Source organism: Halomonas sp. 18071143, assembly GCF_019211725.1.
Taxonomy (GTDB): domain Bacteria; phylum Pseudomonadota; class Gammaproteobacteria; order Pseudomonadales; family Halomonadaceae; genus Vreelandella; species Vreelandella stevensii.
Genome location: NZ_CP078120.1, coordinates 617,163 through 643,488, shown reverse-complemented (window position 1 = coordinate 643,488; position 26,326 = coordinate 617,163). Strand labels below are relative to the sequence as shown.

General features: G+C 62.8%; 23 protein-coding genes. 18 read left to right on the top strand and 5 right to left on the bottom strand.

All coding sequences use genetic code 11. From position 1 onward, the window contains the following. The first annotated feature begins 25 nt into the window (after window positions 1–25). Window positions 26–256 carry a hypothetical protein gene (locus KVY02_RS03125; protein WP_218314318.1) on the top strand — a complete coding sequence of 77 codons (231 nt, stop codon included), beginning with the start codon at window positions 26–28 and terminating at the stop codon, window positions 254–256. 95 nt (window positions 257–351) lie between these two features. On the opposite strand, the gene purL is transcribed toward KVY02_RS03125, so the two are convergent. Continuing rightward, window positions 352–4,278, bottom strand: coding sequence for a phosphoribosylformylglycinamidine synthase (gene purL, locus KVY02_RS03120; RefSeq protein ID WP_218314316.1), 3,927 nt, complete (start codon window positions 4,276–4,278; stop codon window positions 352–354). 175 nt (window positions 4,279–4,453) lie between these two features. Between purL and mltF the strand changes: the two genes are divergently transcribed. Next, window positions 4,454–5,920 (top strand): membrane-bound lytic murein transglycosylase MltF, encoded by a 1,467-nt coding sequence (mltF, locus tag KVY02_RS03115; RefSeq protein ID WP_218314314.1) that lies wholly within the window; start codon window positions 4,454–4,456, stop codon window positions 5,918–5,920. A gap of 14 nt (window positions 5,921–5,934) precedes the next feature. Here mltF and tadA read toward each other — a convergent pair whose 3' ends face one another. Continuing rightward, a complete protein-coding gene (tadA, locus tag KVY02_RS03110; protein WP_256357555.1) occupies window positions 5,935–6,366 on the bottom strand; it encodes a tRNA adenosine(34) deaminase TadA in 432 nt (143 codons plus the stop codon). 130 nt (window positions 6,367–6,496) lie between these two features. Between tadA and KVY02_RS03105 the strand changes: the two genes are divergently transcribed. Next, window positions 6,497–7,318 carry an acyl-CoA thioesterase gene (locus KVY02_RS03105; protein WP_218314312.1) on the top strand — a complete coding sequence of 274 codons (822 nt, stop codon included), beginning with the start codon at window positions 6,497–6,499 and terminating at the stop codon, window positions 7,316–7,318. Between the two features lie 99 nt (window positions 7,319–7,417). On the opposite strand, the gene KVY02_RS03100 is transcribed toward KVY02_RS03105, so the two are convergent. Both KVY02_RS03100 and rpmE read right to left on the bottom strand, forming a co-directional pair. Further along, window positions 7,418–8,689 carry a malic enzyme-like NAD(P)-binding protein gene (locus tag KVY02_RS03100; RefSeq protein WP_218314311.1) on the bottom strand — a complete coding sequence of 424 codons (1,272 nt, stop codon included), beginning with the start codon at window positions 8,687–8,689 and terminating at the stop codon, window positions 7,418–7,420. A 451-nt stretch (window positions 8,690–9,140) separates the two neighbouring features. After that, complete coding sequence (gene rpmE, locus KVY02_RS03095) at window positions 9,141–9,356, bottom strand: 50S ribosomal protein L31 (protein WP_016916139.1); 216 nt, start codon at window positions 9,354–9,356, stop codon at window positions 9,141–9,143. A 144-nt stretch (window positions 9,357–9,500) separates the two neighbouring features. Between rpmE and KVY02_RS03090 the strand changes: the two genes are divergently transcribed. The 13 genes from KVY02_RS03090 to tatC all read left to right on the top strand — a co-directional run bounded on the left by KVY02_RS03090 (window position 9,501) and on the right by tatC (window position 22,038). Next, window positions 9,501–11,756 carry a primosomal protein N' gene (locus KVY02_RS03090; RefSeq protein WP_256357554.1) on the top strand — a complete coding sequence of 752 codons (2,256 nt, stop codon included), beginning with the start codon at window positions 9,501–9,503 and terminating at the stop codon, window positions 11,754–11,756. Between the two features lie 144 nt (window positions 11,757–11,900). Then, window positions 11,901–13,586 (top strand): arginine--tRNA ligase, encoded by a 1,686-nt coding sequence (argS, locus tag KVY02_RS03085; protein ID WP_218314309.1) that lies wholly within the window; start codon window positions 11,901–11,903, stop codon window positions 13,584–13,586. Window positions 13,587–13,589: 3 nt separating this feature from the next. Beyond that, entirely contained in the window at window positions 13,590–14,384 is a 795-nt protein-coding gene (locus tag KVY02_RS03080; RefSeq protein ID WP_081192692.1) for an SPOR domain-containing protein, read from the top strand. Window positions 14,385–14,554: 170 nt separating this feature from the next. Then, window positions 14,555–15,088 carry an ATP-dependent protease subunit HslV gene (gene hslV / locus KVY02_RS03075; protein WP_039181652.1) on the top strand — a complete coding sequence of 178 codons (534 nt, stop codon included), beginning with the start codon at window positions 14,555–14,557 and terminating at the stop codon, window positions 15,086–15,088. A gap of 9 nt (window positions 15,089–15,097) precedes the next feature. After that, window positions 15,098–16,420 (top strand): ATP-dependent protease ATPase subunit HslU, encoded by a 1,323-nt coding sequence (gene hslU / locus KVY02_RS03070; RefSeq protein WP_081192694.1) that lies wholly within the window; start codon window positions 15,098–15,100, stop codon window positions 16,418–16,420. 86 nt (window positions 16,421–16,506) lie between these two features. Then, window positions 16,507–16,935, top strand: a complete 429-nt coding sequence (locus KVY02_RS03065) for a gamma-butyrobetaine hydroxylase-like domain-containing protein (protein WP_016916133.1) — start codon at window positions 16,507–16,509, stop codon at window positions 16,933–16,935. Window positions 16,936–17,056: 121 nt separating this feature from the next. Then, the gene (gene ubiE / locus KVY02_RS03060; RefSeq protein WP_100730994.1) at window positions 17,057–17,812 is read left to right on the top strand and encodes a bifunctional demethylmenaquinone methyltransferase/2-methoxy-6-polyprenyl-1,4-benzoquinol methylase UbiE; all 756 of its coding nucleotides are present in this window, start codon (window positions 17,057–17,059) and stop codon (window positions 17,810–17,812) included. A 37-nt stretch (window positions 17,813–17,849) separates the two neighbouring features. Further along, the gene (locus tag KVY02_RS03055) at window positions 17,850–18,512 is read left to right on the top strand and encodes a ubiquinone biosynthesis accessory factor UbiJ (RefSeq protein WP_039181658.1); all 663 of its coding nucleotides are present in this window, start codon (window positions 17,850–17,852) and stop codon (window positions 18,510–18,512) included. Continuing rightward, entirely contained in the window at window positions 18,509–20,131 is a 1,623-nt protein-coding gene (ubiB, locus tag KVY02_RS03050) for a ubiquinone biosynthesis regulatory protein kinase UbiB (RefSeq protein ID WP_081192698.1), read from the top strand. The genes KVY02_RS03055 and ubiB overlap by 4 nt, the downstream gene beginning before the upstream one ends. A 54-nt stretch (window positions 20,132–20,185) precedes the next feature. Beyond that, complete coding sequence (locus tag KVY02_RS03045) at window positions 20,186–20,539, top strand: phosphoribosyl-ATP diphosphatase (protein ID WP_081192700.1); 354 nt, start codon at window positions 20,186–20,188, stop codon at window positions 20,537–20,539. Between the two features lie 24 nt (window positions 20,540–20,563). Continuing rightward, window positions 20,564–20,845, top strand: coding sequence for a Sec-independent protein translocase subunit TatA (gene tatA / locus KVY02_RS03040; protein ID WP_039181664.1), 282 nt, complete (start codon window positions 20,564–20,566; stop codon window positions 20,843–20,845). 3 nt (window positions 20,846–20,848) lie between these two features. After that, window positions 20,849–21,265, top strand: a complete 417-nt coding sequence (tatB, locus tag KVY02_RS03035) for a Sec-independent protein translocase protein TatB (protein WP_081192701.1) — start codon at window positions 20,849–20,851, stop codon at window positions 21,263–21,265. Next, a complete protein-coding gene (gene tatC / locus KVY02_RS03030) occupies window positions 21,262–22,038 on the top strand; it encodes a twin-arginine translocase subunit TatC (RefSeq protein ID WP_081192702.1) in 777 nt (258 codons plus the stop codon). Before tatB ends, tatC begins: the two co-directional genes overlap by 4 nt. Before the next feature lie 84 nt (window positions 22,039–22,122). Here the strand turns inward: tatC and elbB are convergent, their stop codons facing one another. Beyond that, on the bottom strand, window positions 22,123–22,782 hold the full coding sequence (gene elbB / locus KVY02_RS03025) for an isoprenoid biosynthesis glyoxalase ElbB (RefSeq protein ID WP_100730995.1): 660 nt from the start codon (window positions 22,780–22,782) through the stop codon (window positions 22,123–22,125). Between the two features lie 186 nt (window positions 22,783–22,968). Between elbB and hemB the strand changes: the two genes are divergently transcribed. Beyond that, window positions 22,969–23,976 (top strand): porphobilinogen synthase, encoded by a 1,008-nt coding sequence (gene hemB, locus KVY02_RS03020; protein WP_081192705.1) that lies wholly within the window; start codon window positions 22,969–22,971, stop codon window positions 23,974–23,976. Between the two features lie 115 nt (window positions 23,977–24,091). After that, window positions 24,092–26,302: a polyphosphate kinase 1 gene (gene ppk1 / locus KVY02_RS03015; protein WP_218314307.1), complete on the top strand. Its 2,211-nt coding sequence runs from the start codon at window positions 24,092–24,094 to the stop codon at window positions 26,300–26,302. Window positions 26,303–26,326: the final 24 nt, after the last annotated feature.

The window sequence follows — 26,326 nt, the reverse complement described above, 5'->3', positions numbered from 1 at the left end:
CAGTCGCTTGAGAAAGAGGTTTACCATGGCAACTCAACATTTCAGCCTCGAATGCCCAAAATGCGGTAGCCGCCAGAAGCGCTTGCCCGCCACCCGTCGCGATACGGCACATGTTTTCTGCATGGATTGCGGCCACGACCTGGGACGCTTCGAGTATCTCGTCGAGCGTTATCGCCTGGAACTCGAAACGCTGGAATCCAGGCTGGGGCTCACACCGGCCAGCACCGAGGAGCCGCCCGCCAGCGCATCCTCATAGCGTCTCACAGCAAACCATGGGTATCGAACGCACAGTCGCTAACGGCGGCCAAAAGCCGCCGTTAGGGTAGGGATCGCCTTGCCGTTTAAGGTCGCTTAACCCAGCCATACCCGCGCATTGCGGAACAGCCGCAGCCAGGCGCCGTCCTCGGTCCACTCTGCCGGACGCCAGGAGTTGGTCACTGCCCGCGTCACCCGCTCCGGGTGAGGCATCATGATGGTCACACGGCCATCCGGCGTGGTCAGCCCCGTGATCCCCGACGGGGAACCATTGGGGTTGGCCGGATAGCGAGTGGTGACCTGACCGTAGTTGTCGATGTAGCGCAGGGCAATTTGGCTGCTCGACTGCATGCTGCGCAGGTGCGCCGTATCGCGGAACTCGGCACGCCCTTCGCCGTGGGCCACGGCGATGGGCAGCGTCGAGCCCTCCATGCCGGCCAGCAGAATCGAGGGGCTTTTCTCTACCCGCACCATGGCCACGCGGGCTTCGAACTGCTCGGATTCGTTGCGCACGAAGCTGGGCCAGTTTTCGGCGCCCGGGATCAGCGTCTTGAGCTGCGACAGCATCTGGCAGCCATTGCATACGCCCAGCGAGAAGCTGTCATCTCGGGTGAAGAACGCCGCAAACTGCTCGCGGGCGCGTTCGTTGAACAGCACCGACTTGGCCCAGCCGCCGCCTGCCCCCAGCACGTCGCCATAGGAGAAGCCCCCACAGGCCACCAGGCCCTGGAAGGTATCCAGCGAGACACGACCTTCCAGGATGTCGCTCATGTGCACATCCACCGCATCGAACCCGGCCTTGTGGAAGGCCCAGGCCATTTCCACCTGACCATTGACCCCCTGCTCCCGCAGGACGGCCACCGCTGGCTTGGCAGTGTTGACGTAAGGCGCGGTGATGTCGTCATTGACATCGAAGGTCGGCGCGGCGCTGAGACCCGGGTCGCGCACGTCGAGCAAATTGTCGAATTCGTTCTTGGCGCATTCGGGGTTATCGCGCAGCGCCTGCAACCGGTAGCTGGTCTCGGCCCAGGTGCGCTGGGTCAGTTGGCGGGTGGTTTCCAGCAGTGGCTCTTCGAACAGCGTCACACGTACCTGATCGTCGTAGCGCGGTCGGGCAATCACCCCGCAGGTTTCGATACCGGCCATGGCGAACTGGGTCAGCACTTCTTCGGTGTGCTGGCGATTGACCTGGATCACCGCCCCCAGCTCTTCTGCAAACAGCGCATTGAAGGCTTCCACCGGCTCGTCGATCAGCCAGTCGAGCTTGATTTCGAGACCGGCATGACCCGCAAAGGCCATCTCCAGCAGCGTGACCAGCAGGCCACCGTCGCTGCGGTCGTGGTAGGCCAGCAGCTTGCCATCCCGGTTCAGGCCCTGAATGACCTCGAAGAACGCTTTCAGGTCCTCTGGGTCGTCCACGTCGGGGCATTCGTCGCCCACTTGGCCATACACCTGAGCCAGCGCCGAGCCACCCAGGCGATTCTGACCGTTCCCCAGGTCGATCAGGATCAGGTCCGACTCATCCTGCTCCAGGTTGATCTGCGGCGTCAGCGTGGCCAGCGCATCGGTGACCGGCGCAAAGCCAGTGACCACCAGCGACAGCGGCGAGGTGATGCTCTTCTCTTCGGCATCATCGCCCTCCTGCCAGGCGGTACGCATCGACATGGAGTCCTTGCCCACCGGCACGGCAATCCCCAGCGCCGGGCACAGCTCCATACCGACCGCGTGCACGGCGTCGTACAGCGCCTGGTTTTCACCAGGGTGGTCGGCGGCGCTCATCCAGTTGGCGGAGAGCTTGATGTCCGAGAGCTTGGCGATCGGCGCGGCGGCCAGGTTGGTAATCGCTTCTGCCACCGCCAAACGGGCGCTGGCAGCCGGGTCGATCAGCGCCACCGGCGGGCGCTCGCCCATGGCCATGGCTTCACCGGCATGGGTATCGAAGCTGGCGGTGGTCACTGCCACGTCGGCGACCGGCACCTGCCAGGGGCCGACCATCTGATCACGAGCCACCTGGCCTGTGATCGAACGGTCGCCGATGGTAATCAAAAAGCTTTTCGAGGCCACCGTGGGCAGACGCAGCACCCGGTCCATGGCTTCGCGCAGGTCCAGGTTGTCGAGCATCACGCCGGAAAGCTCGGGCGTCTGGCGCTCGAACGAGCGGGTCATCTTCGGCGGCTTGCCGAACAGCACGCTCATGGGCAAATCGACGGGTTTGGTTTCGAAGTGGCCATCGCGCACTTCCAGATGGTGCTCTGCCTGAGCTTCGCCCACCACCGCATAGGGGCAGCGCTCGCGTTTGCACAGCGCATCGAAGGTATCGAGGTCTTCCGGGGCCACGGCCAGCACGTAACGTTCCTGGGCTTCGTTGCACCAGATTTCCAGCGGGCTCATGCCCGGCTCGGCGTTGGGCACGGCGCGCAGGTCGAACAGGCCGCCACGGTTACCGTCCTTGACCAGCTCCGGCAACGCATTGGAGAGGCCACCGGCACCCACGTCGTGGATGAAGCGAATGGGGTTTTTCTCACCCATTGCCCAGCAGCGGTCGATCACTTCCTGGGCACGGCGCTCGATTTCCGGGTTTTCCCGCTGCACCGAGGCGAAATCCAGATCGGCGCTCGATTCCCCCGACGCCATGCTGGACGCCGCACCGCCGCCCAGACCGATCAGCATCGCCGGACCGCCCATCACGATCAGCTTGCCGCCCACCGGAATCTCGCCCTTCTGGACGTGCTGGGCACGAATGTTGCCGTACCCACCGGCAATCATGATCGGCTTGTGGTAACCGCGCCGCTCGATGCCATTGGCACTGAGGGCATCCTGCTCGTAGGTGCGAAAGTAGCCGGTCAGGTTGGGGCGGCCGAACTCGTTATTGAAGGCCGCGCCACCAATCGGGCCTTCCAGCATGATGTTGAGCGCCGACTGCATGCGCTCGGGTTTGCCGTAATCGAAAGCCTCCCAGGGCTGCACGAACTCGGGGATACGCAGGTTGGAGACGGTGAAACCCGCCAGGCCCGCCTTCGGCTTGCCGCCGATGCCGGTGGCGCCTTCGTCGCGAATCTCGCCGCCGGAGCCGGTCGCCGCCCCCGGGAAAGGCGCAATCGCCGTGGGGTGGTTGTGGGTTTCCACCTTCATCAGGATATGAATGGGCTCCTGATGAGCGTCGTAGTGAGCGCGTTCACCCTCTGCACCGGTCAGCGGTGTGGGAAAGAAGCGACCGCCGTGGCTGCCCTTGATCACCGCCGCGTTGTCACTGTAGGCCGACAGCACGTTGTCCGGTGAGGTGGCAAAGGTGTTCTTGATCATCTTGAACAGCGAATGGCTCTGGGCCTCGCCGTCGATGATCCAGTCAGCGTTGAAGATCTTGTGGCGGCAGTGCTCCGAGTTCGCCTGGGCAAACATCATCAGCTCCACGTCGCTGGGGTTGCGCCCCAGCTCGACGAAGGCCGCCACCAGATAGTCGATCTCGTCGTCTGCCAGCGCCAGACCCAGCTCCCGGTTGGCGACTTCCAGCGCGGCACGCCCGCCCTCCAGAATATCCACGCTGCCCAGCGGTGCCGGTGAGTGGTGGGCAAACAGCTGGCTGGCCGCCGCCGTGTCGGCCAGCACGTTTTCGGTCATGCGGTCGTGGAGCAGTGCGCCGATGGCGTCCCACTGCTCTGCCGTCGCCGTGCCACGCAATGCGACGCGGTAGTCGACGCCGCGCTCGATGCGATGGATCTGGCTCAGCCCGCAGTTATGGGCGATGTCCGTGGCTTTGGAAGACCAGGGCGACTGGGTGCCCAGACGCGGCACCACCAGAAAACGCAGGGCTTGTTCAAGGGGTTCCTGGGCGGCTCGGCTGCCGTAATCGAGCAGCCTGGCCAGCCGTTCCTGAGAGGCGGTATCGAGCTCTTCGTGGTGGTCAATGAAGTGGACGTAGTGGGCGGACAACGCTTCCACCTCTGGAACACATTCACGCAACACCGTTAGCAGCCGTTCATGACGGAAGGCAGAAAGGGCGGGCGCGCCTCGAAGTTCGAGCATATCTGGGAGCCTCTAAAGCAGGAAGAGTCGAGCAGGAAATCACCGGGCCGCTAAGCGACCGACACACGGACTGCGCACTATGATACTGGAAAGCGGCGGCCACACGAAATCAACAAGGTGACACGGCGATAAAGGCTGGGTATCGTGGCAGCTCGTCCCACGCCGACAAGACACCATGCCGACATTGATTTGCCGACATTTTAGCGCCTTTTATCGGGCATATTTCGCGATGATCGCGACTTTGTTGCTGGTTTTGACACCGCGCCCATCGACCTTTCCCGACGGCGAACACCTCGCCCGCGTGCTGGCCAAAGACTTCATCACCGTACATACCCGCAATACCCCCACCACCTACTACGAAGGCCGCCAGGGGCCAACCGGGTTCGAATATGAACTGATGCACCGTTTTGCAGACGCCTTGGGGGTCAGCCTCAACCTGAACGCCAGCCACCACCCGGATGGTGTCTTGCCTGCCGTTCGCGAACAGGGCGACCTGGGGGCGGCGTCGCTGCCGCTGATGGCCGATACCCCCGGCATTCACTACACCCGTCCGATCATCGAGATGCAGCCACTGGTGGTCTACCGGCGCGGCCTCTATGGCATCAACGCACCCGAAGACCTCGTCGGCTTGTCCATCGGCACGCTGAGCGAAGCGGGCACCAGCGATGCCCTGAAAGCCCTGCAAAGCGATTATCCCAACCTGAGCTGGAAGGAGTCCAACGAACTGGAAGTAGCCGAATTGATGGCCAAGGTAGAGAATGGCACCCTGGATGCGGCCATCATCTTCGACCACCAGTTCCGCCTGAACCGGCTGTTCTTTCCCAATGTCGAGCGCGGTTTCTATCTGGGCGAGCCCCTCTCGCTGGTCTGGGCGCTGCCCAGCGGGCGCGGGCTGGGGCTCCTCGACGCGGCCAACCAGTTCCTGCAGGAGCTGCATGAAAACGGCACCCTGGACCGCCTGATCAGCCGCTATTTTGGCCATGACGATTACCTGGAGTATGTGGGCACGCGCACGTTTCTAGACCATCTGGATGAGCGCCTGCCCCGCTACACCGAGCTCTTCAAGCAGGCCGCCCGAGACACAGGGTTCGACTGGAAACTGCTGGCCGCCGTGGGCTACCAGGAGTCCCACTGGGACCCTAATGCCGTCTCCCCCACGGGGGTGCGTGGCCTGATGATGCTGACCAACCCCACGGCCAGTGAGATGGGCGTCACGGACCGCACCAATGCCGCCCAGAGCATCGACGGCGGTGCCCGCTATCTGCGCAGTATCAAGGACCGCTTACCGGACAGCATCACCGGCGAAGACCGCCTCTATATGGCCATGGCGGCTTACAACGTGGGGCTTGGCCACCTGTATGATGCCCGCAACATTGCCGAACGACGCGGCGGCGACCCCAACCTTTGGCAGGACGTGCGCGCCGCGCTGCCGCTGCTGCAACAACGCGAGTGGCACAGCCAGACGCGCCACGGGTACGCCCGTGGCGGGGAGCCGGTGATCTACGTGCGCAACATTCGCCGCTACTACGAAATGATCGAATACGTGGAGCGCAGTCGACAGCAGTTTTTCCAACTGGAACAGATACCGGCCAGTGAAGAACCGCTGCTGCTGTTCGAGATCGTGCCACCGCTCACCCCGTGATACCGGGGACAGCGCTAGCGCTTGTCGGCAAAGAACTGCTTGAGCAGCTTGCTGGCTTGCGCCGCCAGCACCCCGCCAGTGACGTCGATATGGTGATTGAACCAGGGCTGGGCGAGCAGATTGGCCTTTGACTCCACCATTCCCGCCCGTGGCTCGGCGGCAGCGTACACCAGCCGTTGAATGCGGGCATGCACCATGGTGCCGGTGCACATCATGCAGGGCTCCAGGGTCACGTAGAGCGTACAGCCCTCCAGACGGTAGTTGCCCAGCCGCTGCCCGGCATCGCGCAGCGCACGCACTTCCGCATGGCCACTGGGGTCGCAGCTGGACAGCGGTGCATTGTGGCCCGCCCCGACGATCTCCCCCCTGGCGTCCACCACCACGGCCCCCACCGGTACCTCTCCGGCGGCCATCGCCAGGTGCGCCTGGTCCAGCGCACGGTGCATGTAAAATTCATCGCTGCGTATCAAGACGAACTCCGTTAAGGTAGCGAAACGATCGTTTCAATGGCGTGATCGCCAAACGCTGAGGGCGGCCTCCTCAGTGATCAAGCAGACAGCACCAAGGATACCGAGAATGAACGATGCGCTGAAGACACTGGTTAGCTTGCTGGAGCTGGAACCCCTGGAAGAGACGCTGTTTCGCGGCCAAAGCCAGGACCTCGGGTTTCCCCAGCTGTACGGAGGGCAGGTACTTGGCCAGGCGCTGGCCGCCGCCGCCCGCACCGTCCCCGAGGAGCGTCGCCCTCACTCCCAGCACGGCTACTTTCTGCGCCCCGGCGACCCCCATCGCCCGGTGGTTTACCAGGTCGATACCATTCGCGACGGCGGCAGTTTCACCACCCGCCGAGTCACCGCCATTCAAAAGGGGCGGCCCATCTTCTTCTGCAGCGCCTCGTTTCAAAGCCCTGAAGAGAGCATCAGCCATCAGCGCGCCATGCCTGACGTGCCCACGCCCGAAGCGCTGCTGGAGAGCGGCGACGCCAAACATGCCCGTTTCCCAGGCCACCCCATCGAGTTCCTGCACCTGAAGAACAATCCGGACAGCGCCTCGCCTGCCGGGCAGTGCCTATGGTTCCGGTTCGCGGGCGGCCCGCTGCCCGACGACCCCGCCCTGCATCGCCACCTGCTCTCCTACGCGTCGGACTTCAACCTGCTGACCACCGGGTTGATCCCTCACGGCATCAAGTACACGGACCCGAAGCTGCGCATCGCCAGCCTCGACCACGCGCTGTGGCTGCACGAAGATACGCGGCTGGACGAGTGGCTGCTGTACGCCATCGACTCTCCCTGGAGCGGCAGTGCCAGAGGGCTGGCGCGAGGCCATATCTATCGCCGCGATGGGCAGCTGATTGCCTCGACGGCACAAGAGGGGCTGGTACGCTACCCGCTCACCTGACGCCCGGCACCCACACGAACACCACACACGACAACGCCCGCAGAAAGCGGGCGTTGTCGTCATGACGTCTCGAACAGCCAATCTCGTGTCGAGCGGCGCTCAACTGCCGTAGACATCGCTGATGGTCTTGAGCGGATAGTGCGCCGGGTAGGGCTTGCGGGCAACCCCGGAGTCCACCGCCGCCTGGGCCACCGCCGAGGAGACACGCTCCAGCAGGCGAATATCGACCGGCGTGGGGATGATGTACTCACGACCAAAGCTCATCTCGGTACGCTCGTAGGCGTTCAGCACTTCCTGGGGCACCGGCTCGCGGGCCAGATCTTTCAGCGCATGCACGGCGGCCAGCTTCATCGCTTCATTGATGCGCGTGGCGCGTACGTCCAGGGCACCACGGAAGATGAACGGGAAGCCCAGCACGTTGTTGACCTGGTTCGGGAAATCCGAGCGGCCGGTGGCCATGATGACGTCTGGGCGCGCTGCCCGAGCCACATCCGGATGAATTTCCGGGTCCGGGTTGGTGCAGGCAAAAATGACCGGATCCGCCGCCATCTTCTTCACCTGTTCGGCAGACAGCAGCCCGGGGCCAGACAGGCCGATGAACACGTCGGCACCGTCGATGGCATCGTCCAGGGTGCGCATGTCGGTATCACGGGCAAACTCGGCCTTGTACTCGTTGATGCCATCGCGGTCGGTGTGGATCACGCCGCGACGGTCGAGCATGACCAGATGCTCTTTCTTGGCACCACAGGAGATCAGCAGGCGCATGCAGGCAATCGCCGCCGCACCCGCGCCCATGCAGACGATCTTCACGTCTTCGATGCGCTTGCCAGCGATTTCCAGGGCATTGAGCATGCCGGCAGCGGTGACGATGGCCGTACCGTGCTGGTCGTCATGAAACACGGGAATGTTGCAGCGTTCGATCAGCGCCTTTTCGATTTCGAAACACTCGGGGGCCTTGATGTCTTCCAGGTTGATACCGCCCCAGGTATCGGCGATGCGTGCCACGGTATCGATGAACGCCTGCGGATTCTCGGCATCCACTTCGATGTCCACCGAGTTGATGCCCGCGAAGCACTTGAACAGCACACCCTTGCCTTCCATCACCGGCTTGCTGGCCAGCGGCCCCAGATTCCCCAGGCCCAGAATGGCACTGCCGTCTGAAATGACCGCTACCAGATTTCCCTTGCCGGTATAACGGTAGGCATTTTCCGCTTCGCGAGCGATTTCGCGAACCGGTTCAGCCACCCCCGGGCTATACGCCAGGGCCAGATCCCGCGCCGTCGCGGTGGGCTTGGTCAGCTCCACGGAGAGCTTACCGGGGATCGGTTTAGCGTGATAATCCAGAGCTGCCTGCTTGTTTGCATCCGTCATGGTCAAGGCCCAATCAATCTAAAGTAGAAAAGTCATATCAGAATATAGAAAAAACCCAAGCGTCTCAAGCCGCTAGTCAACCAGCCTATGAAACTTGCGTTTTAGCGGCTTTTCCCATCCATTCGTAACTTTTCAGCTTCATTTGCTGCAAGTTATGCATAGCACCCTGACCCATAACGGTTTCATTATGGATGCACTGCAGCATAAGCTGGAAATAGATTCCAAAACGACATTCGGACTTATCCACACCCGCCGCGCAATAGCGGCTGTGGACAATGTCACGACAGGAGGCTCAGGGCCATGGCTTCATCACACAGCGTTCGGCCAGCGTTCATATGCTGGTGCCGCCAGGGAGCGGCAAAATAAGGCAGGGACAAAAAACCCACGCCGTAGCGTGGGTTTTTGCACAGGGCACATGGCGTGCCTGCGATGGCTGAATCCGTCGTCGGGATCAGCCGCGCTTGACAGCAGCGCCAAAACGCTTGTTGAAGCGTTCTACGCGGCCACCAGTGCTCGCCTGCTTCTGCTTGCCCGTGTAGAAGGGGTGGCAGTTGGAGCATACGTCCAGAGAGAAGTCCTGACCAGAAGTAGAACCAACCTGGAAGCTGGCACCGCAAGAGCAGTTGGCGGTGACCGTGTTGTAATTCGGGTGGATACCTTGTTTCATCTTGAGCCTCATGAGCTATATGCCGCCACCTGATCCGCTGCCAGGCACCGCATACGGGTGTGAAAAACTGCTAACCGGTTAACCGCTCGATCCGATAGATTGAGAGCGGCCGCGCATTCTAGCAAACTAAACGCCGGAGGCCAATTGTCTGATTCTGTTTCATCCCCACCCGCCACGACAGAGCGCGCTCCGGGCGCTTTCCAGGTGCTGAAAGTGGCCTTGCCATCGCCGCTGCGCCGCCTGTTCGACTACCTGCCGGCACCCCGCGCGCCCGCCTGCGGCTGGCTGCCGGGGCTGCGCGTGCGGGTACCGTTTGGCCGCCGCGACGTGGTGGGGGTCGTCGTCTCTCTGGCGTCCGGCAGCGAACTGCCCCGCGCCCAACTGCGCGCGGTCAGTGAAGCGCTGGACGACGCGCCGCTCCCCGAAGACTGGCAGTGGCTGTGCCAGTTCACCGCCCGCTATTACCAGCACAGCCTGGGCGACACCATGCAGCACGCCATGCCCGCACGCCTGCGCCAGGGCCACCCCATGGCGGGCCGCACGCAAACCCTGTGGTATGCGCGTCAGGGCGATGACACGCCGCTACAGCGCGCGCCGCGGCAGGCCGAGCTCTACCGCTTGTTGCGCCAGCACCCCCACGGGCTGGCAGGGCGGGCCATCAGTGCCCACGGGTTCACCCGTGAACAGCTCCAGGCGCTGCAAAAAAAGGGCCTGGCCGAGCCCCAGGAGATCACCCTGACGGCGGGGCAGCCCGCCTCCGGCAGCTTGCTGGCAACGCCGTCATTACCCCTCAACCGTGAGCAGGCCACGGCCCTGGCGGCGCTGCACGAAAAGCTGGACGGCTACCACCCATGCCTGCTGGAAGGCGTGACCGGCAGCGGCAAGACCGAAGTCTACCTGCAGTTGATCGAGGCACTGGCCGCCAAGGGCAAGCAATCGCTGGTGCTGGTGCCCGAAATCGGCCTGACGCCGCAAACCCTGGCGCGCTTCAAGAGCCGCTTCCGGGTGCCCGTGGTGGCCCTACATTCGGGCCTCACCGACCCGGAGCGCCTGGACGTCTGGGAAGCCGCCGCCAGCGGGCGCGCCATGGTCATCATCGGCACCCGCTCGGCCATTTTCACACCGCTGGCCAAGCCTGGCGCGATCATCGTCGACGAGGAGCACGACGGCTCTTACAAGCAGCACGACGGGCTTCGTTACCACGCCAGGGATCTCGCCGTGGCCCGGGCACACCACCACCAGATCCCACTGCTGCTGGGCAGCGCCACCCCTTCGCTGGAAAGCCTTCAGCAAGCGCTCTCGGGCGTCTATCGGCACCTGCGCCTGACCCAGCGCCCCAGCCGCCACCCGCCCGCCAAGCTGGAACTCCTGGACATGCGCCATCAACGTCGCCAGGGAGGCCTGCTGCCCGGCGCGCTGCAAGCCATCCGCCAGACGCTGAAAGCTGGCAAGCAGGCGCTGGTCTTCATCAACCGGCGTGGCTTTGCCCCTAGCCTGGCGTGCCACAGCTGTGGCTGGCTGGCCGAGTGCCATCAGTGCGATGCCCGCATGACGCTGCACAGGCAGCCCCCTCTGCTGGCCTGCCACCACTGCGACAGCCGACGCGCCCTGCCCGATGCCTGCCCCGAGTGCGGCAGCGGCGACCTGCGCGCACTGGGGAGCGGCACCGAACGTACCGAAGAGACCCTGCAGGGGCTCTTTCCTGACACCGTCGTGCACCGCATCGACCGCGACAGCACCCGCAAGAAAGAGAGCTTCGAACAGGTGCTCAAGGAGATCCATCGCGGTGAACCCTGCCTGCTGGTGGGCACGCAAATGCTGGCCAAGGGCCACCACTTGCCCCACGTCACCCTGGTCGTGGTGGTCAATGCCGATGGCGGCCTTTATGCCGCCGATTTCCGCGCGCTGGAGCATAGCGCCCAGCTGCTGGAGCAGGTGGCTGGCCGAGCCGGGCGGGCCGCTCATCCCGGCCGCGTGCTGGTGCAGACCCTGCACCCCGACGACCCCCATCTGGGCCAGCTGGCCGAACATGGCTATGGCGCCCTGGCCCGCAACCTGCTGGAAGAACGAAGGCTGGCACAGCTTCCCCCGTTCTGTTTCATGGCGCTACTGCGCGTCGAAAGCCCCCAGGAGCCTGCTGCCATGGCGCTGGCTCAGCAGGCTGCACAGGCCTTGCGCCACTGGCTCACGGATGCCAACCTGCCGGTACGCTGCCTGGGGCCAGTGCCAGCCCCCATGGAGCGCCGCCAGAATCGCTACCATCTGCATGTCATGATCACGGCCCAGAAACGCAGCCACCGACACACGGCGGCCCACTGGCTGGTACAGTGGCTGGAAGCTCATCGCGATGCGCGCAAGGTGCGCTGGTCCGTGGACATCGACCCACAAACACTGGCCTAGCCATGACCACACCCGCGACGCCCAGCCTGCCCCGGCCGGGAATACGGCTTTGAAACTGCGCGCCAATTGCCGATAATGGCCGTTTTGACGCTGCACCATTTGGGCGCTTGCACACGCCGCCACCGAAGACACCCGGATATTGACATGAAAGACACGATTATTGCTTTGCTCGAAGGCGCCGTTGATGCGCTCAAACACCAAGGCGTGCTGCCCAACGATGTACAGCCGGTCATCAAGGTCGACCCCACCAAGGACAAAGCCCACGGCGACTACGCCACCAACCTGGCCCTGATGCTGGCCAAACCCGCCAGTATGAAGCCCCGAGAGCTGGCCGACGCCCTGGTAGCCGCCCTGCCCGCCAGCGACGCCATTCAGAAAACCGACATTGCAGGCCCCGGCTTCATCAACTTCTTCGCCGCCGCCGATGCCGCCGCCCAGATCGTTGCTCAGGTGCTGGATAGCGGCGACGCCTTTGGTCGCAGCCTGATCGGCAAGGGCGAAAAAGTGCAGGTGGAGTTCGTCTCGGCCAACCCCACGGGCCCGCTGCACGTGGGCCACGGTCGCGGCGCCGCGATTGGCGACTGCCTCTGCCGCCTGCTGGAAGCCAGCGGCTATGACGTCACTCGGGAGTTCTACTACAACGACGCGGGCGCGCAAATCAACAACCTCGCGCTCTCCGTGCAGGCCCGTGCCAAGGGGCTGGGCCCCGAGGATGAGAGCTGGCCTGCCGATGGCTATCGCGGTGAATACATCGTCGATGTGGCCAACGATTACATGGCCGGAAAGACGGTCACCGCCGACGACCGCAAGGTGACGGCCAAGGCCGATGCCGACGACCTGGAAGCCATTCAGGCGTTCGCCGTGGCCTGGCTGCGCCGCGAACAGGATCTGGACCTCAAGGCCTTCGGCGTCGAATTCGACGTCTACTTCCTCGAATCATCCCTCTACGAGGACGGCAAGGTCGAGGCCACTGTTGAGACCCTGGTCGCCAACGGCCACACCTACGAGCAGGATGGCGCGCTGTGGCTGCGCACCACCGCTTTCGGCGACGACAAGGACCGCGTCATGCGCAAGCGTGAAGGCGGCTACACCTACTTCCTGCCCGACGTGGCCTACCACCTGAACAAGTGGCAGCGCGGCTTCAAGACCGTGATCAACGAACAGGGCGCCGATCACCACTCTACCGTTACCCGCGTACGTGCAGGCTTGCAGGCACTCGGCGTGGGCATTCCGCAGGGCTGGCCCGACTATGTGCTGCACCAGATGGTCATGGTGACCCGCTCGGGCGTGGAAGTGAAACTGTCCAAGCGCGCAGGCAGCTACGTCACCATACGCGACCTGATCGACGAAGTCGGCCGTGACGCCACCCGCTTCTTCCTGGCCGCGCGCCGCGCCGACTCGCAGTTGACCTTCGATATCGACCTGGCGCGCTCCCAGTCCAACGATAACCCGGTGTACTACATCCAGTATGCCCATGCTCGGGTATGCAGCATGCTGCGCAAGGCCGAAGAGGCAGGCCAGCCCTTCGACCACGGCGTGGCAATGGCCAACCTGGCGCTGCTGGACAGCGATCAGGAAAAAGCCGTGCTCAACCGCCTGGCCCGCTACCCGGAAGTGGTCGAACATGCGACCCGCAATCGCGAGCCCCAGCAGGTGGCCCAGTATCTGCTGGATCTGGCGGGCGACTTCCACACCTGCTACAACGCCGTCAAGGTCATGGTCGAAGACGACACGCTGCGCAACACCCGCCTGGCGCTCGGCCTGGCCACACGTCAGGTGCTGCGCAACGGGCTGGATCTGATGGGGGTCAGTGCCCCAGAGGAGATGTAATTCATGGCCAGCCCGCGTAACAAGCCGTCCCGTCGAGGCGCCACCTCGCAGCGTAAATCTGCTCGCCGCTCCGGCGACGGGTGGCGTATTCCCGGCTGGCTGTGGGGGGTGGCCGGGGTGGCCGCCGGCTTCTTCCTGGCGCAGCATCAGCACGGCACCGCCCCGTGGCAGGAGCAGAGCAGCACGCCCCAGGCCACGGTGCTGCCCAAGCCCTCCAGCGATGAGCGCGGAGACGCCCAGGGCACGGGGCAGGCAGCCTCGGCCGAGCCTGCCATGCCCACCTTCGAGTTCTACACGCTGCTCCCCGAAACCGAGGTCATCGCTCCGGGAGGCGCCATTCCGGCCAATATCACTCGGCCTGAGATCGCCGAAGCCGCCACAGAGGCTGCCAGCAACGCGGCAGCCGCGGACGACGCCTCGCCGGGCAGCACCGGCAGCAGCGCCAACGACCCGATTGCTCAGGTCATTGCCGCCAACACGCGACCCAACGAGCAGGCCGCCGTGGCGGCTACCCAGCCGCCTGCCGCTAGCAGCACTAGCACCAGCAGTAGTGCCAGCACGCCGAACCGCTACATGCTGCAAGCCGCTTCGTTTCGCGACCTCAGCGACGCCGAGCAGCTGCGCGGCCGGCTGCGCAACCTGAGTTTGCTGGCACAAATCAGCGAAGTGCAGGCCAATGGCGACACCTGGCACCGCGTGCAGGTAGGCCCTTACGAGGATACCCGGGAGCTGAACCGCGCCCAGGACCTGATGAGCACTCAAGGGATCGAACCCCTGCTGATACAGCTGCAGAACTGAGCTACCCCCCCTGACCGCGCCTGAAGGCGCGGTTTTATCACCTGGCTTTCTCGAGCGGGCGGTTGATTTTTCATCAGCCGCCCGCATTTTGTTGGGAATCGCTTTTTTTACGGCCACCCAGGGTGGCCGATCAGTCATCGGGAGCGCGTCTCCCCCAAGGAGTTATCTCCATGACCACCATTGTCTCCGTTCGCCGCGGTAACCAGGTCGCTCTTGCTGGCGACGGCCAAGTATCGCTGGGCAACACCGTGATGAAAGGCAACGCCAGCAAGGTTCGCCGCCTCTATCGCGGCAAGGTACTGGCCGGTTTTGCCGGCGGCACTGCGGATGCCTTTACCCTGTTCGAACGTTTCGAAGCTCAGCTGGAGAAGTATCAGGGCCATCTCACCAAGGCGGCCGTGGAGCTTGCCAAGGATTGGCGCACCGACCGCGCCCTGCGCCGTCTGGAAGCACTGCTGGCCGTAGCCGACCACAGCGCCTCGCTGATCATCACCGGTAACGGTGACGTGGTCGAACCCGAACGCGGCATCATCGCCATCGGCTCGGGGGGCAACTTTGCCCAGGCCAGCGCCCGCGCGCTGCTCGAAAACACCGATCTCTCCGCCCGTGAAATCACCGAAAAATCCCTGCAAATCGCGGGTGACATCTGCGTATTCACTAACCACCACGTCACGCTCGAAGAGCTGAACATCGACGACCGTTGAGGCCCCTTTATGACTCAGATGACACCCCGTGAAATCGTCCATGCGCTGGACCAGTACATCATCGGCCAGCAGGATGCCAAACGCGCCGTTGCCATTGCGCTGCGCAACCGTTGGCGGCGCATGCAGCTCGACGATGATCTGCGCCCGGAAGTCACCCCCAAGAATATTCTGATGATTGGCCCCACCGGCGTGGGTAAAACCGAAATCGCCCGCCGCCTGGCCAAATTGGCCCGTGCGCCCTTCATCAAGGTCGAAGCCACCAAGTTCACGGAAGTGGGCTACGTGGGTCGCGACGTGGAATCGATCATCCGCGACCTGATGGAAGCCGCCATCAAGATGGTGCGCGAGCACGCCAAGGAAGAAGTCGGCCACCGCGCAGAAGATGCCGCCGAAGACCGCGTTCTCGATGCGCTGCTGCCGCCGCCCCGCGGCCAGGAAGAGCAGCCCCGGGACGATAACAGCACGCGCCAGCTGTTCCGCAAGAAACTGCGCGAAGGCCAGCTGGACGACAAGGAAATCGACATCGAAATCACCGCCCAGAGCCAGGGCATCGACATCATGACGCCGCCGGGCATGGAGGAGATGACCAGCCAGCTGCAGAGCCTGTTCTCCAACATGGGCCAGCAAAAGCGTGAAAAGCGTCGCGTTACCGTCAAGGAAGCCCTGGTGCTGCTGCGTGACGAGGAAGCGGGCAAGCTGGTCAACGAAGAGGAGATCAAGGCCCGCGCCGTCGAGGCCGTCGAGCAGCACGGCATCGTCTTCCTGGACGAGATCGACAAGGTGGCCAAGGGCAGTGGCCAGTCCAGCGGTGGTGAAGTATCACGCGAGGGCGTGCAGCGCGACCTGCTGCCACTGATCGAAGGCTCCACGGTGTCGACCAAATATGGCATGGTGAAGACCGACCATATCCTGTTCATCGCCTCCGGTGCTTTCCACTTGGCGCGGCCTTCCGACCTGATCCCCGAGCTGCAGGGTCGCTTGCCCATTCGCGTGGAGCTGGACGCTCTCACTCCCGGCGATTTCAAGCGCATCCTCACCGAGCCTTCCGCCTCGCTGACCAAGCAGTATCAGGCGCTGCTGGGCACCGAAGGGCTGGACGTAGAGTTCACTCCCGACGGCATCGAGCGCATTGCGGAGATCTCCTGGCAGGTCAACGAAGGGACCGAGAACATCGGCGCGCGCCGCCTGCACACGGTCATGGAGCGGCTGCTGGAAGAGGCCTCGTTCAAGGGCGGCGATATGGATAGCCCGCTGGTGATCGATGCAGATTACGTTAACGCGCAGTTGGGAGAACTGGCGGTAGACGAAGATCTCTCCCGCTATATTCTGTAACCTCTGCCGCACCCCGACACCTGGCCACCCCGGCCAGGTGTCGCTCGTGCCTGAGCGACGTCACGCCAACCATGAGTGCCCCGACCATGAACGCCTCCAACACCCACACGTCTACCCACACCCCCTCTACTCCCGATGCCCCGGTCCCCACCCGAGTGCACTACCACAAGCAGGCCCGCGAGTTGGAACTCGGCTACGCCTCGGGGGACACCTACCGGCTGCCCGTGGAGCTGCTGCGCGTCTACTCTCCCTCTGCCGAAGTGCGTGGCCACGGTGGCGACACGGCGGTACTGCAAGTGGGCAAGAAGGACGTCGGCCTGCAGAACATCACCCAAGCGGGTAACTACGCCCTCAAGCTGCACTTCGACGATGGCCACGACAGCGGCCTCTACAGCTGGAACTACCTGCACGACCTCGCGACGCATCAACACGCTTACTGGAACAACTACCTCGAGCGGCTGGAAGCAGCGGGTGCCTCTCGCGAGCCTGCGGGCATTCAATTCAAGCAGCTGTGACGCCACGCCCCAGTTGAGGCGCAGACAAAGCAGGCTCGAGAAGGCTACAATGTTGGCCATCAATGATTGCGATGACCTTATGGTCGACTACTACCGCCTCGAACTCGGGAGCTGAAGCCCCATGAGCCCCACGGAAAAACGCACCACCCATTTTGGCTACCAGGAAGTCCCGGTCGACGAAAAAGCCTCACGCGTCGCCGATGTTTTCCACTCGGTCGCCGCCCGCTACGACGTCATGAACGACCTGATGTCCCTGGGCATCCACCGTGTGTGGAAGCGCCTCACCATCGAGCGTGCTGGCGTTCGCCCCGGCCATCATGTGCTGGACATCGCTGGCGGCACGGGGGACCTGACCCTCAAGTTCTCGCGTCTGGTCGGCCCCCGCGGCAAGGTCGTGCTGGCCGACATCAACGCCTCCATGCTCAAGGTAGGCCGCGACAAGCTGATGGACAACGGCGTCGGTGGCAACGTTGAGTACGTCCAGGCCAATGCCGAGTGTCTGCCCTTCCCGGACAACAGTTTCGACTGCATCACCATCGCCTTTGGCCTGCGCAACGTGACCGACAAGGACGCCGCGCTGCGCTCCATGGCACGGGTACTCAAGCCCGGCGGCCGCCTGCTGGTGCTGGAGTTTTCCAAGCCCAACAACCCGCTACTCTCCAGGGCCTACGATGAGTACTCGTTCCGGCTGTTGCCCAAGATGGGCGAACTGGTCGCCGGCGACGGCGAAAGCTACCGCTACCTGGCCGAATCGATCCGCATGCACCCCGACCAGGAAACCCTGAAGGGCATGATGGAAACCGCCGGGCTCGATCGAGTGGAGTACACCAACCTGACCGGCGGCATCGTCGCCCTGCACCGCGGCATCAAGCTATGACGCCTCGCACGCTGACCCACCGAACGATGAGGCCCGCATGCTAGTCACCCCGACCCTGCTGCTGGCCGGTTGTGAACGCACGCTGAACGCACTGCTTGCCCGTGACCCTGCTGCCCCTGGGCGGCTGGCCGCGCTGGCGGGCAGCCGCCTGCTGGTGCGTCTGGAAAAGCCACAGCTGGCGCTGCTGCTTTGCTACCACAATGCCGGACTGGATCTGCAGCACGGCGACGACGTCGATGAAAGCGACGTGGATGCGGTGGTCGAACTGACCCCGGAAACCCTCTCGGAGTGGCTCAGCGGTGCCTCCGTGGAGCGGCTGATGTTCGAGGGCAAGCTGGCCATTCGGGGGCATGTCCACTTATTGGAAGCTACCCGAGAGCTGCTGCTGGACCTGGAGGTCGACTGGGAAGGTGAGCTGGCACACTGGCTGGGCGACATGCCTGCCCATTCGCTGGCCGAAGGGCTGCGCCGCGCGGCACGCTGGGGGCTACGCGCCAAGGACGAGCTACTGCAGGATGTGTCGGAGTATGTCTTCGAAGAGGCACGCCTGCTGCCAGGCCGCCAGCAGCGCGACGTGCTGCGCGACCACCTCACCGAGCTGGAAATCGCCACCGACCGCCTGGATGCCAGACTGCAGCGCCTGAATCGGCGTCTCACGCAGTTGGCCAAGGCCAATGCGCCCGAGGAGCCGAGCGAATGAGCCTGCGGCTGTTCAAGATTCTCTGGGTAGTCACGCGGCACCGTTTGGACACGCTCGTACCTGCCGAGCGCATGCCACTCTGGCTGCGGCTGCTGACCCGTTTTTCGCCCCTCCAACTGGTGCCGGTGGGCAAGCGCAGCCGCGGCGAGCGGCTGCGGCTGGCGTTGGAGGCACTGGGCCCGATCTTCATCAAATTCGGCCAAATGCTCTCGACCCGCCGCGACCTGCTGCCGGAAGACATTGCCGACGAGCTGAAACGTCTGCAGGATCAGGTGCCGCCCTTTGCTGGCGAGCTGGCAGCGGCCCGAGTGGAGAAAGAGCTGGGCATGACCCTGGTGGAGGCCTTTGCGGCCTTCGACCGTGTGCCCCTCGCCTCGGCCTCCATCGCCCAGGTGCACGCCGCCACCCTGCACGGTGGCGAAGAGGTCGTGGTCAAGATCATTCGCCCCGGCATCGACCGAATCATGCGCCAGGACATGGGGCTGATGTACCAGGTAGCGAAGCTGCTGGCCAAAGTGCCCGAAGCCAGACGCCTGCGCCCGGTAGAAGTCATTCGCGACTATGAAGCCACCCTGTTCGACGAGCTGGACCTCTACAAGGAGGCGGCCAACACCTCTCAGCTCAAACGTAATTTCAAGGACTCGCCGCTCCTCTTCGTGCCCACCATCTACTGGCCCTACACCCGGCGCCACGTGATGGTGCAGGAGCGCATTCGCGGCGTACCGGTGGCCGACCTGGAGACCTTGCGGGCCCGCGGCACCAATCTGAAAAAGCTCGCCGAGCGCGGCGTGGAACTATTCTTCACCCAGGTATTCCGGGACAACTTCTTCCACGCGGACATGCATCCCGGCAATATCTTCGTCAACTGTGACGACCCGGACGACCCCCAGTACATCGCCATCGACTGCGGTATCGTGGGCAGCCTCACCCGGGAAGACCAGGATTATCTGGCGCGCAACCTGCTGGCTTTTTTCCATCAGGACTATTACGAGGTCGCTTCCCTGCACATCGAGTCGGGATGGGTGGGCGAGAACACCCGTGCCAACGAATTTGCCGCAGCCATTCGTACCGTGTGCGAACCGATTCTGGAAAAGCCTCTGAAGGATATTTCCTTTGGGCAGGTGCTGCTGGGGCTGTTTCAAACGGCGCGACGCTTCAACATGGAAGTTCAGCCGCAGCTGGTGCTGCTGCAGAAAACCCTGCTTAACATCGAAGGGCTGGGGCGTCAGCTCTACCCGGAGCTGGACCTATGGAGCACCGCCAAGCCCTACCTGGAAAAGTGGATGAGAGAGCGTGCCGGTATCGGCGGGCTCTGGGCATCGCTCAAGCGCCAGGCGCCGGAGCTTTCGCATCAATTGCCAGAGCTGCCGGCGCTGGCACATCAGGCGCTCAGCCGCATGGAACATGAACACCGCCAGCGGCATCAGCAGGTCACCGCGCTCAGCCAGATGCGCCACCAGTTGAAACAACAGGGCAAACGCCAGCATCGGCTGCGCATCGGTTTGGCACTCGTGGCCATCGCGCTTGCCTGGCAGCCGCTGAGCAGTTGGGCCGCCACCCAGGATTGGCCGATTCTGGCAGCTGCCGGGGTCGGGTTGCTGCTGCTGATCTGGCAGTGAGCCTTTCCAGTGCGTGCCGGATGACACTCTATTGCGATGAATAACGAGAACACCATGACAGATGCCAACCAAGCCCCCGTACTGGACACCCTGGCCGACGTTTTGAAACAGCGTCGCCATGCGCAACCAGAAGAATCTTATGTTGCCTCCTTGCATCACAAGGGTTTGAACAAGATACTCGAGAAAGTGGGCGAAGAGGCCACCGAAACGCTGCTGGCCGCCAAGGATGCCGAGCACGGCGATGAGCAGGCCCGTCAAGCGTTGATCGCCGAAACGGCCGACCTGTGGTTTCATAGCCTGGTCATGCTGTCGCATCTGGACCTGGACCATCAGCCCGTGCTGGACGAGCTTGCGCGACGGTTTGGAATCTCTGGTCACGACGAAAAAGCGTCCCGATCACAACGTTAACCCTGCATCCATGAGGAAACGCATATGTTAGGTGGTATCAGTATTTGGCAGCTGCTGATTGTTCTGGGCATCATCATCCTGATTTTCGGCACCAAAAAACTGCGTAACGTGGGCACCGACCTGGGCGGCGCGGTCAAGGGCTTCAAGAAAGCCATGCACGAGGAAGAGAAGGACGGCGACAAGCCCTCTGATCAGCCTCAGGCCAAGGTCGCCCACGAAGAGAACGGCAACACCTACGACGTTCAAGCTGAGCAGAAGCCAGCGGCAGACGTTCACTCTGGCGACCGCAACGAAGAGCGCAAATAACCCATGCTGGATATCGGCTTTCTTGAACTCATGCTCATCGGCGTCGTGGCACTGCTGGTGCTGGGCCCGGAACGCCTGCCCAAGGCGGCGCGCACGGCGGGTCTATGGATCGGCAAGATCAAGCGCACGGTATCCGGCATGCAGCGTGAAATCAGTGCCCAACTGGAAGCCGAAGAGCTGCGGCAAAAGCTGAATGAGCAGCAGAAAAAGCTCGATGACAGCCTGAAAAAAGCCAAGCAGGATGTCGAGAGCATTGCTGACGCCCCTTCAGCCGTGCCTGCCCAGCCTTCCGCCCAGGCAGACACCGAACAGCGGGTGGCCAGGGCCAGCGCACGACTGGATGACGCTTTGCAGACCGTGCGTGAAGACCTGCCGAGCGACACCGATACGGCCGATCAAAAGGATAGACCCCACTCATGAGCATGTCTGGCAACTCCCAGCCACCGCACAACGACCAGGGCCAGGCGCCTCTCATCGAGCATCTGATCGAGCTGCGCTCGCGCTTGATGAAGGCGGTCGTGGTGATCCTGGTGATTTTCCTGGGGCTCTATGCTTTTGCCAACGATATCTACACCTTCGTGGCCGAGCCGCTGATGGCACTGCTGCCCGAAGGTTCCCAGATGATTGCCACCGAGGTCGCCTCGCCCTTCCTGGCACCTTTCAAGCTGACACTGGTAGTGGCGGTCTTCATTGCCATTCCTTTCGTGCTGCACCAGGCCTGGGCCTTCGTGGCGCCGGGGCTTTACGATAACGAGAAAGCGCTGGCCATTCCGATTCTCGTTTCCAGCGTGGCGCTGTTTTATGCCGGGGCAGCGTTTGCCTATTACGTGGTGTTTCCGCTGCTGTTCGAGTTTTTTACCCAAACGGGGCCGGAAAATGTCGCGGTGATGACCGACATCAATCAGTACCTGAACTTCGTGCTCAAGTTGTTCTTTGCATTTGGCGTGGCCTTTGAAATCCCCATCGCCACCTTCCTGCTGATTCTCTCCGGCGCGACGACCGTGGAAAGCCTGTCGAAGAAGCGCCCGTATATCATACTGGGCTGCTTTGTCGTCGGTATGCTGCTGACGCCGCCCGATGTGATTTCTCAAAGCCTGCTGGCGATTCCCATGTACTTGTTGTACGAAGTGGGGTTGCTGTTTGGCCGTCTGGTGCGCAAGCCAAAAACCACCGAGGAAGAGCAGACCGACTAGCGCTCCTGTATGCTCAAGGCCATTAAAAAGCCTCTGTCATCCCACGATGACAGAGGCTTTTTCCCTACGGGCTTGCCAGCCAGCCTAGCCCATCATTTCATCGATACGCTCCACTAGTTTGAAGATGCCCGTGGCAGCTTCACTGATGCGCGTTGCCAGCATATAGGCAGGCGTGGTGACCACGCGATGCTCGAGATCCACGACGATCTCTTCCACGCCGCAGCTACGGTGCAGCCCGCCCATGGCACTGATCGCCCCGGATACGCCCGGATCATGACCTACCGTGACGGCGATGCCATCCCCCAACAGCCGGGGCACCATGACCGGGGAAATGCACATCAAGCCAATCGGCTTGGCGTCTTTCTTGAATCCTGCCAGCGCCTCCTTGACGCTTTCCAGCACCTGCATCTCGTCACCTTGCATGGCAAAGTCACACAGGTTCTTGGCAACGCCAAAGCCACCGGGCACGATCACTGCATCGAAATCATTGGACACCAGCTCGGTGATCGGACTGATCTCGCCACGCGCCAGACGGGCCGACTCCTGCAGCACATTGCGTCGCTCACCCTCCACCGGCGTCTGATCCAGGTGGTTGATGACGTGATGCTGCTCTACATCGGGTGCAAAGCAGCGATACCCGATGCCCAACTGATCCAGACGCAGTAGTGTCAGTGTCGTTTCGTAGATTTCCGAACCGTCGAACACGCCACAGCCGGCTAATACCACCGCTACCTGCTTGGTCATACCTCTACTCCTTGTCGAAGCCATGCGAATGGCTGAGTGACTCACTTTAGTCAGTCTGCCCTGCGGCCACAAGGCGGCTTTCGCTGCATGGCATGACTGATATACTCAACCCACGCCCAGAGAGTTGTCCGCGCTGTTGGCCAATGCTCGTGGGGCACCCTTTTCGAGACTGTCTGGAGAGAGCCGTTGAACACCTCAAGCCCGCGCCATTTCCCCGCCACCCGCATGCGCCGCATGCGCCGGGACGACTTCTCACGCCGTTTGATGCAGGAGTCGACCCTGACGCCCAACGACCTGATTCTGCCGGTGTTCGTGCTGGAAGGCGAAAATCAGCGTGAAGCGGTGGCCTCCATGCCCGGCGTGGAGCGGCTGTCCATCGACCTGCTGATCGAACAAGCCAAGGAGGCCCATGCCCTGGGCATACCGGCGCTGGCGCTGTTTCCGGTGATCGGCGCCGAGCAAAAAAGCGAGCTGGCCGAAGAGGCCTACAATGCCAGTGGCCTGGTACAGCGCACCGTGCGTGCCCTCAAGGAAGCCGTGCCAGAGCTTGGTATCATCACCGATGTGGCGCTGGACCCCTACACCAGCCACGGCCAGGACGGCATTCTCGATGCCCAGGGCTACGTGCAAAATGATCGCACGGTGGACACGCTGCTCAAGCAGGCCCTTTCTCATGCGGAAGCCGGCGCCGATGTCGTGGCCCCCTCCGACATGATGGATGGCCGGATTGGTGCGATTCGCCAGGTACTGGAGCAGGAGCAGCTGCACAATGTGCGCATCATGGCGTACAGCGCCAAGTACGCCTCGAACTACTACGGCCCCTTCCGGGATGCCGTCGGCTCCGCCGCCAATCTGGGCAAGGCCGACAAACGCACCTATCAGATGGACCCCGCCAACAGCGACGAAGCTCTGCACGAAGTGGCGCTGGACATCGCCGAAGGTGCCGACATGGTGATGGTCAAGCCGGGCATGCCTTATCTTGACGTAGTGCAGCGTGTCAAAAGCGAGCTGCAGGTGCCAACCTTCGCCTATCAGGTGAGCGGTGAGTACGCCATGCACCGCGCGGCCTTCGACAACGGCTGGCTGGCCGCAGAGCCGGTGATTCTCGAATCGCTGATGTGCTTCAAGCGGGCGGGGGCCGACGGCATATTGACCTACTTCGCGTTGGAAGCGGCGCGTCTGCTGCAGCGCTGATGCCACCAGGATGACAAATCGGTGACACCTGTTTGTCATCTTGCCCCTGCATACTTAACGCAATTCGCGTTATAACAAGCAGCACAGGCAAGCGCCATTACCGCAGGGGGCCAGCATGGAAGACAACTCAGCCGATTCCACCACCGATGTCAGCAGTACCGTGCCCGGTAACGAGACTTTCGTGAGCGACAGTACCGAGGCACTGCCTTTACGGGTCAACCGTACACCGACGGGAGTACAGGCCCGTGAAGTGCTTCCGGAAGCCGACCTGGATGACCCACAGCTCTACTTCAACCGCGAGCTTTCGCACCTGCAGTTCAATATTCGCGTGCTGGAGCAGGCGCTGGACGATGCGCATCCGCTGCTGAACCGTCTCATGTTCCTGCTGATCTTCTCGTCCAACATGGACGAGTTTTTCGAAATCAGGGTCGCGGGGCTCAAGCACCAAATGGCGCTGGGCGATGACACCACCGCCGCCGATGGTCGCTTACCCAAGGCCGTGCTGGGGGAGATTTCCACCATTGCCCACCAGCAAATCGCCCGCCAATACGCGATCCTCAATGACACCCTGCTGCCTGCCCTGGAAGCCCAGGGGCTACGTTTTCGCCGCCGCGATCAATGGACCGAGGCGCAGAAGGCCTGGGCGCGGGAATTTTTCGATAACGAGATCATGCCGGTCATCAGCCCCATCGGCCTGGACCCCTCTCATCCGTTCCCTCGGCTGGTCAATAAAAGCCTCAACTTCATCGTCGAGCTCGATGGTAAAGACGCCTTTGGCCGTGCTGGCGGCATGGCGATTCTGCCCGCCCCACGCTCGCTGCCACGGCTGATGGCCTTGCCCAGAGAGCTGTGTGCAGAGGGCTACACCGAGTATGTCTTTTTGTCTTCGCTCATACATGCCCATGCCGAAGAGCTGTTCCCCGGCATGCGCGTGCGCGGCTGCTATCAGTTCCGCCTGACCCGCAATGCGGACATGACCGTCGACCCGGAAGAGGTCTCAGACCTGGCATCGGCGTTACGCGGCGAGCTGCTAGCACGGCGCTATGGCAGCGGCGTACGCCTGGAGGTCGCCGATAACTGCCCGGATGAGCTCATCAACTTCCTGCTACGCCAGTTCGAGCTGGACAACGACGATCTATACCGCGTACAGGGGCCAGTGAACCTGACCCGCATGATGGCCGTGCTGGGCGACGTGGACCGCCCCGAGCTGCTCTATCGCCCGTTTACCCCCAGCGTGCCCAAGGGCTTGAAGGGCGGCAGCCTGTTCAGCGCCATTGCCAACAACGACATTCTGCTGCACCACCCCTTCCAGGCCTTCTCCCCCATCGAAGACCTGCTGCGCGAAGCCGCACGCGATCCAGACGTTCTGGCCATCAAGCAGACGCTCTACCGTACCGGTGCCGACTCCTCCATCGTCAGCGCGCTGGTGGATGCCGCCAGCCAGGGCAAGGAGGTCACCGTGGTCATCGAGCTACGGGCACGCTTCGACGAAGCAGACAACCTGCAGCTTGCCTCGCGCCTACAGGAAGCCGGGGCCATCGTCATCTACGGCATCATGGCCTACAAGACCCACGCCAAAATGCTGCATATCGTCCGCCGTGAGCGCGGCGAGCTGCGTCACTATGCGCACCTGGGCACGGGCAACTACCATGCCAAGACCGCCAAGCTGTATACCGACTACAGCCTGCTGACTGCCAACAAGGCGCTGTGTGCCGACGTGCACAAGGTCTTCCAGCAGCTCTCGGGCATGGGCCGCGCGCGTAAGATCGATACGCTGCTGCACGCGCCGTTCACGCTGCACGAGCGGCTGGTGGAAATGATCGATCGGGAAGCCCAGATCGCCCGCAAGGGCAAACGTGGCCATATCATCATCAAGTGCAACTCGCTGACCGAGCCCAAGCTGATCAAGGCGCTTTACCGAGCCTCTCAGGCGGGCGTGGAGTGCGACCTGATCATTCGCGGCATGTGCTGCCTGAAACCCGGCGTGCCGGGCGTATCAGACAACATTCGCGTACGCTCGATCATTGGCCGCTTTCTGGAACATACCCGAGTCTTTCACTTCCATAACGACGGCAAACCGGAAACCTGGTGCTCCAGCGCCGACTTCATGTCGCGCAACATGTTCCACCGCGTGGAAACCTGCTTCCCGCTGCTGGACAAGAAGCTCGCCACCCGGGTGCGCAAGGACCTGGAGACCTACCTGGTCGATAACTGCCAAAGCTGGCTACTGCAGAGCGATGGCAGCTACCAGCTCCAGGACCCAGGCCACGGCGATGCCATCAGCGCCCAGGAAACGCTGCTCTACGCTTACGCCACGAAGAGCTGAGGCCGCCGCCCTGGCCTGGTAGCC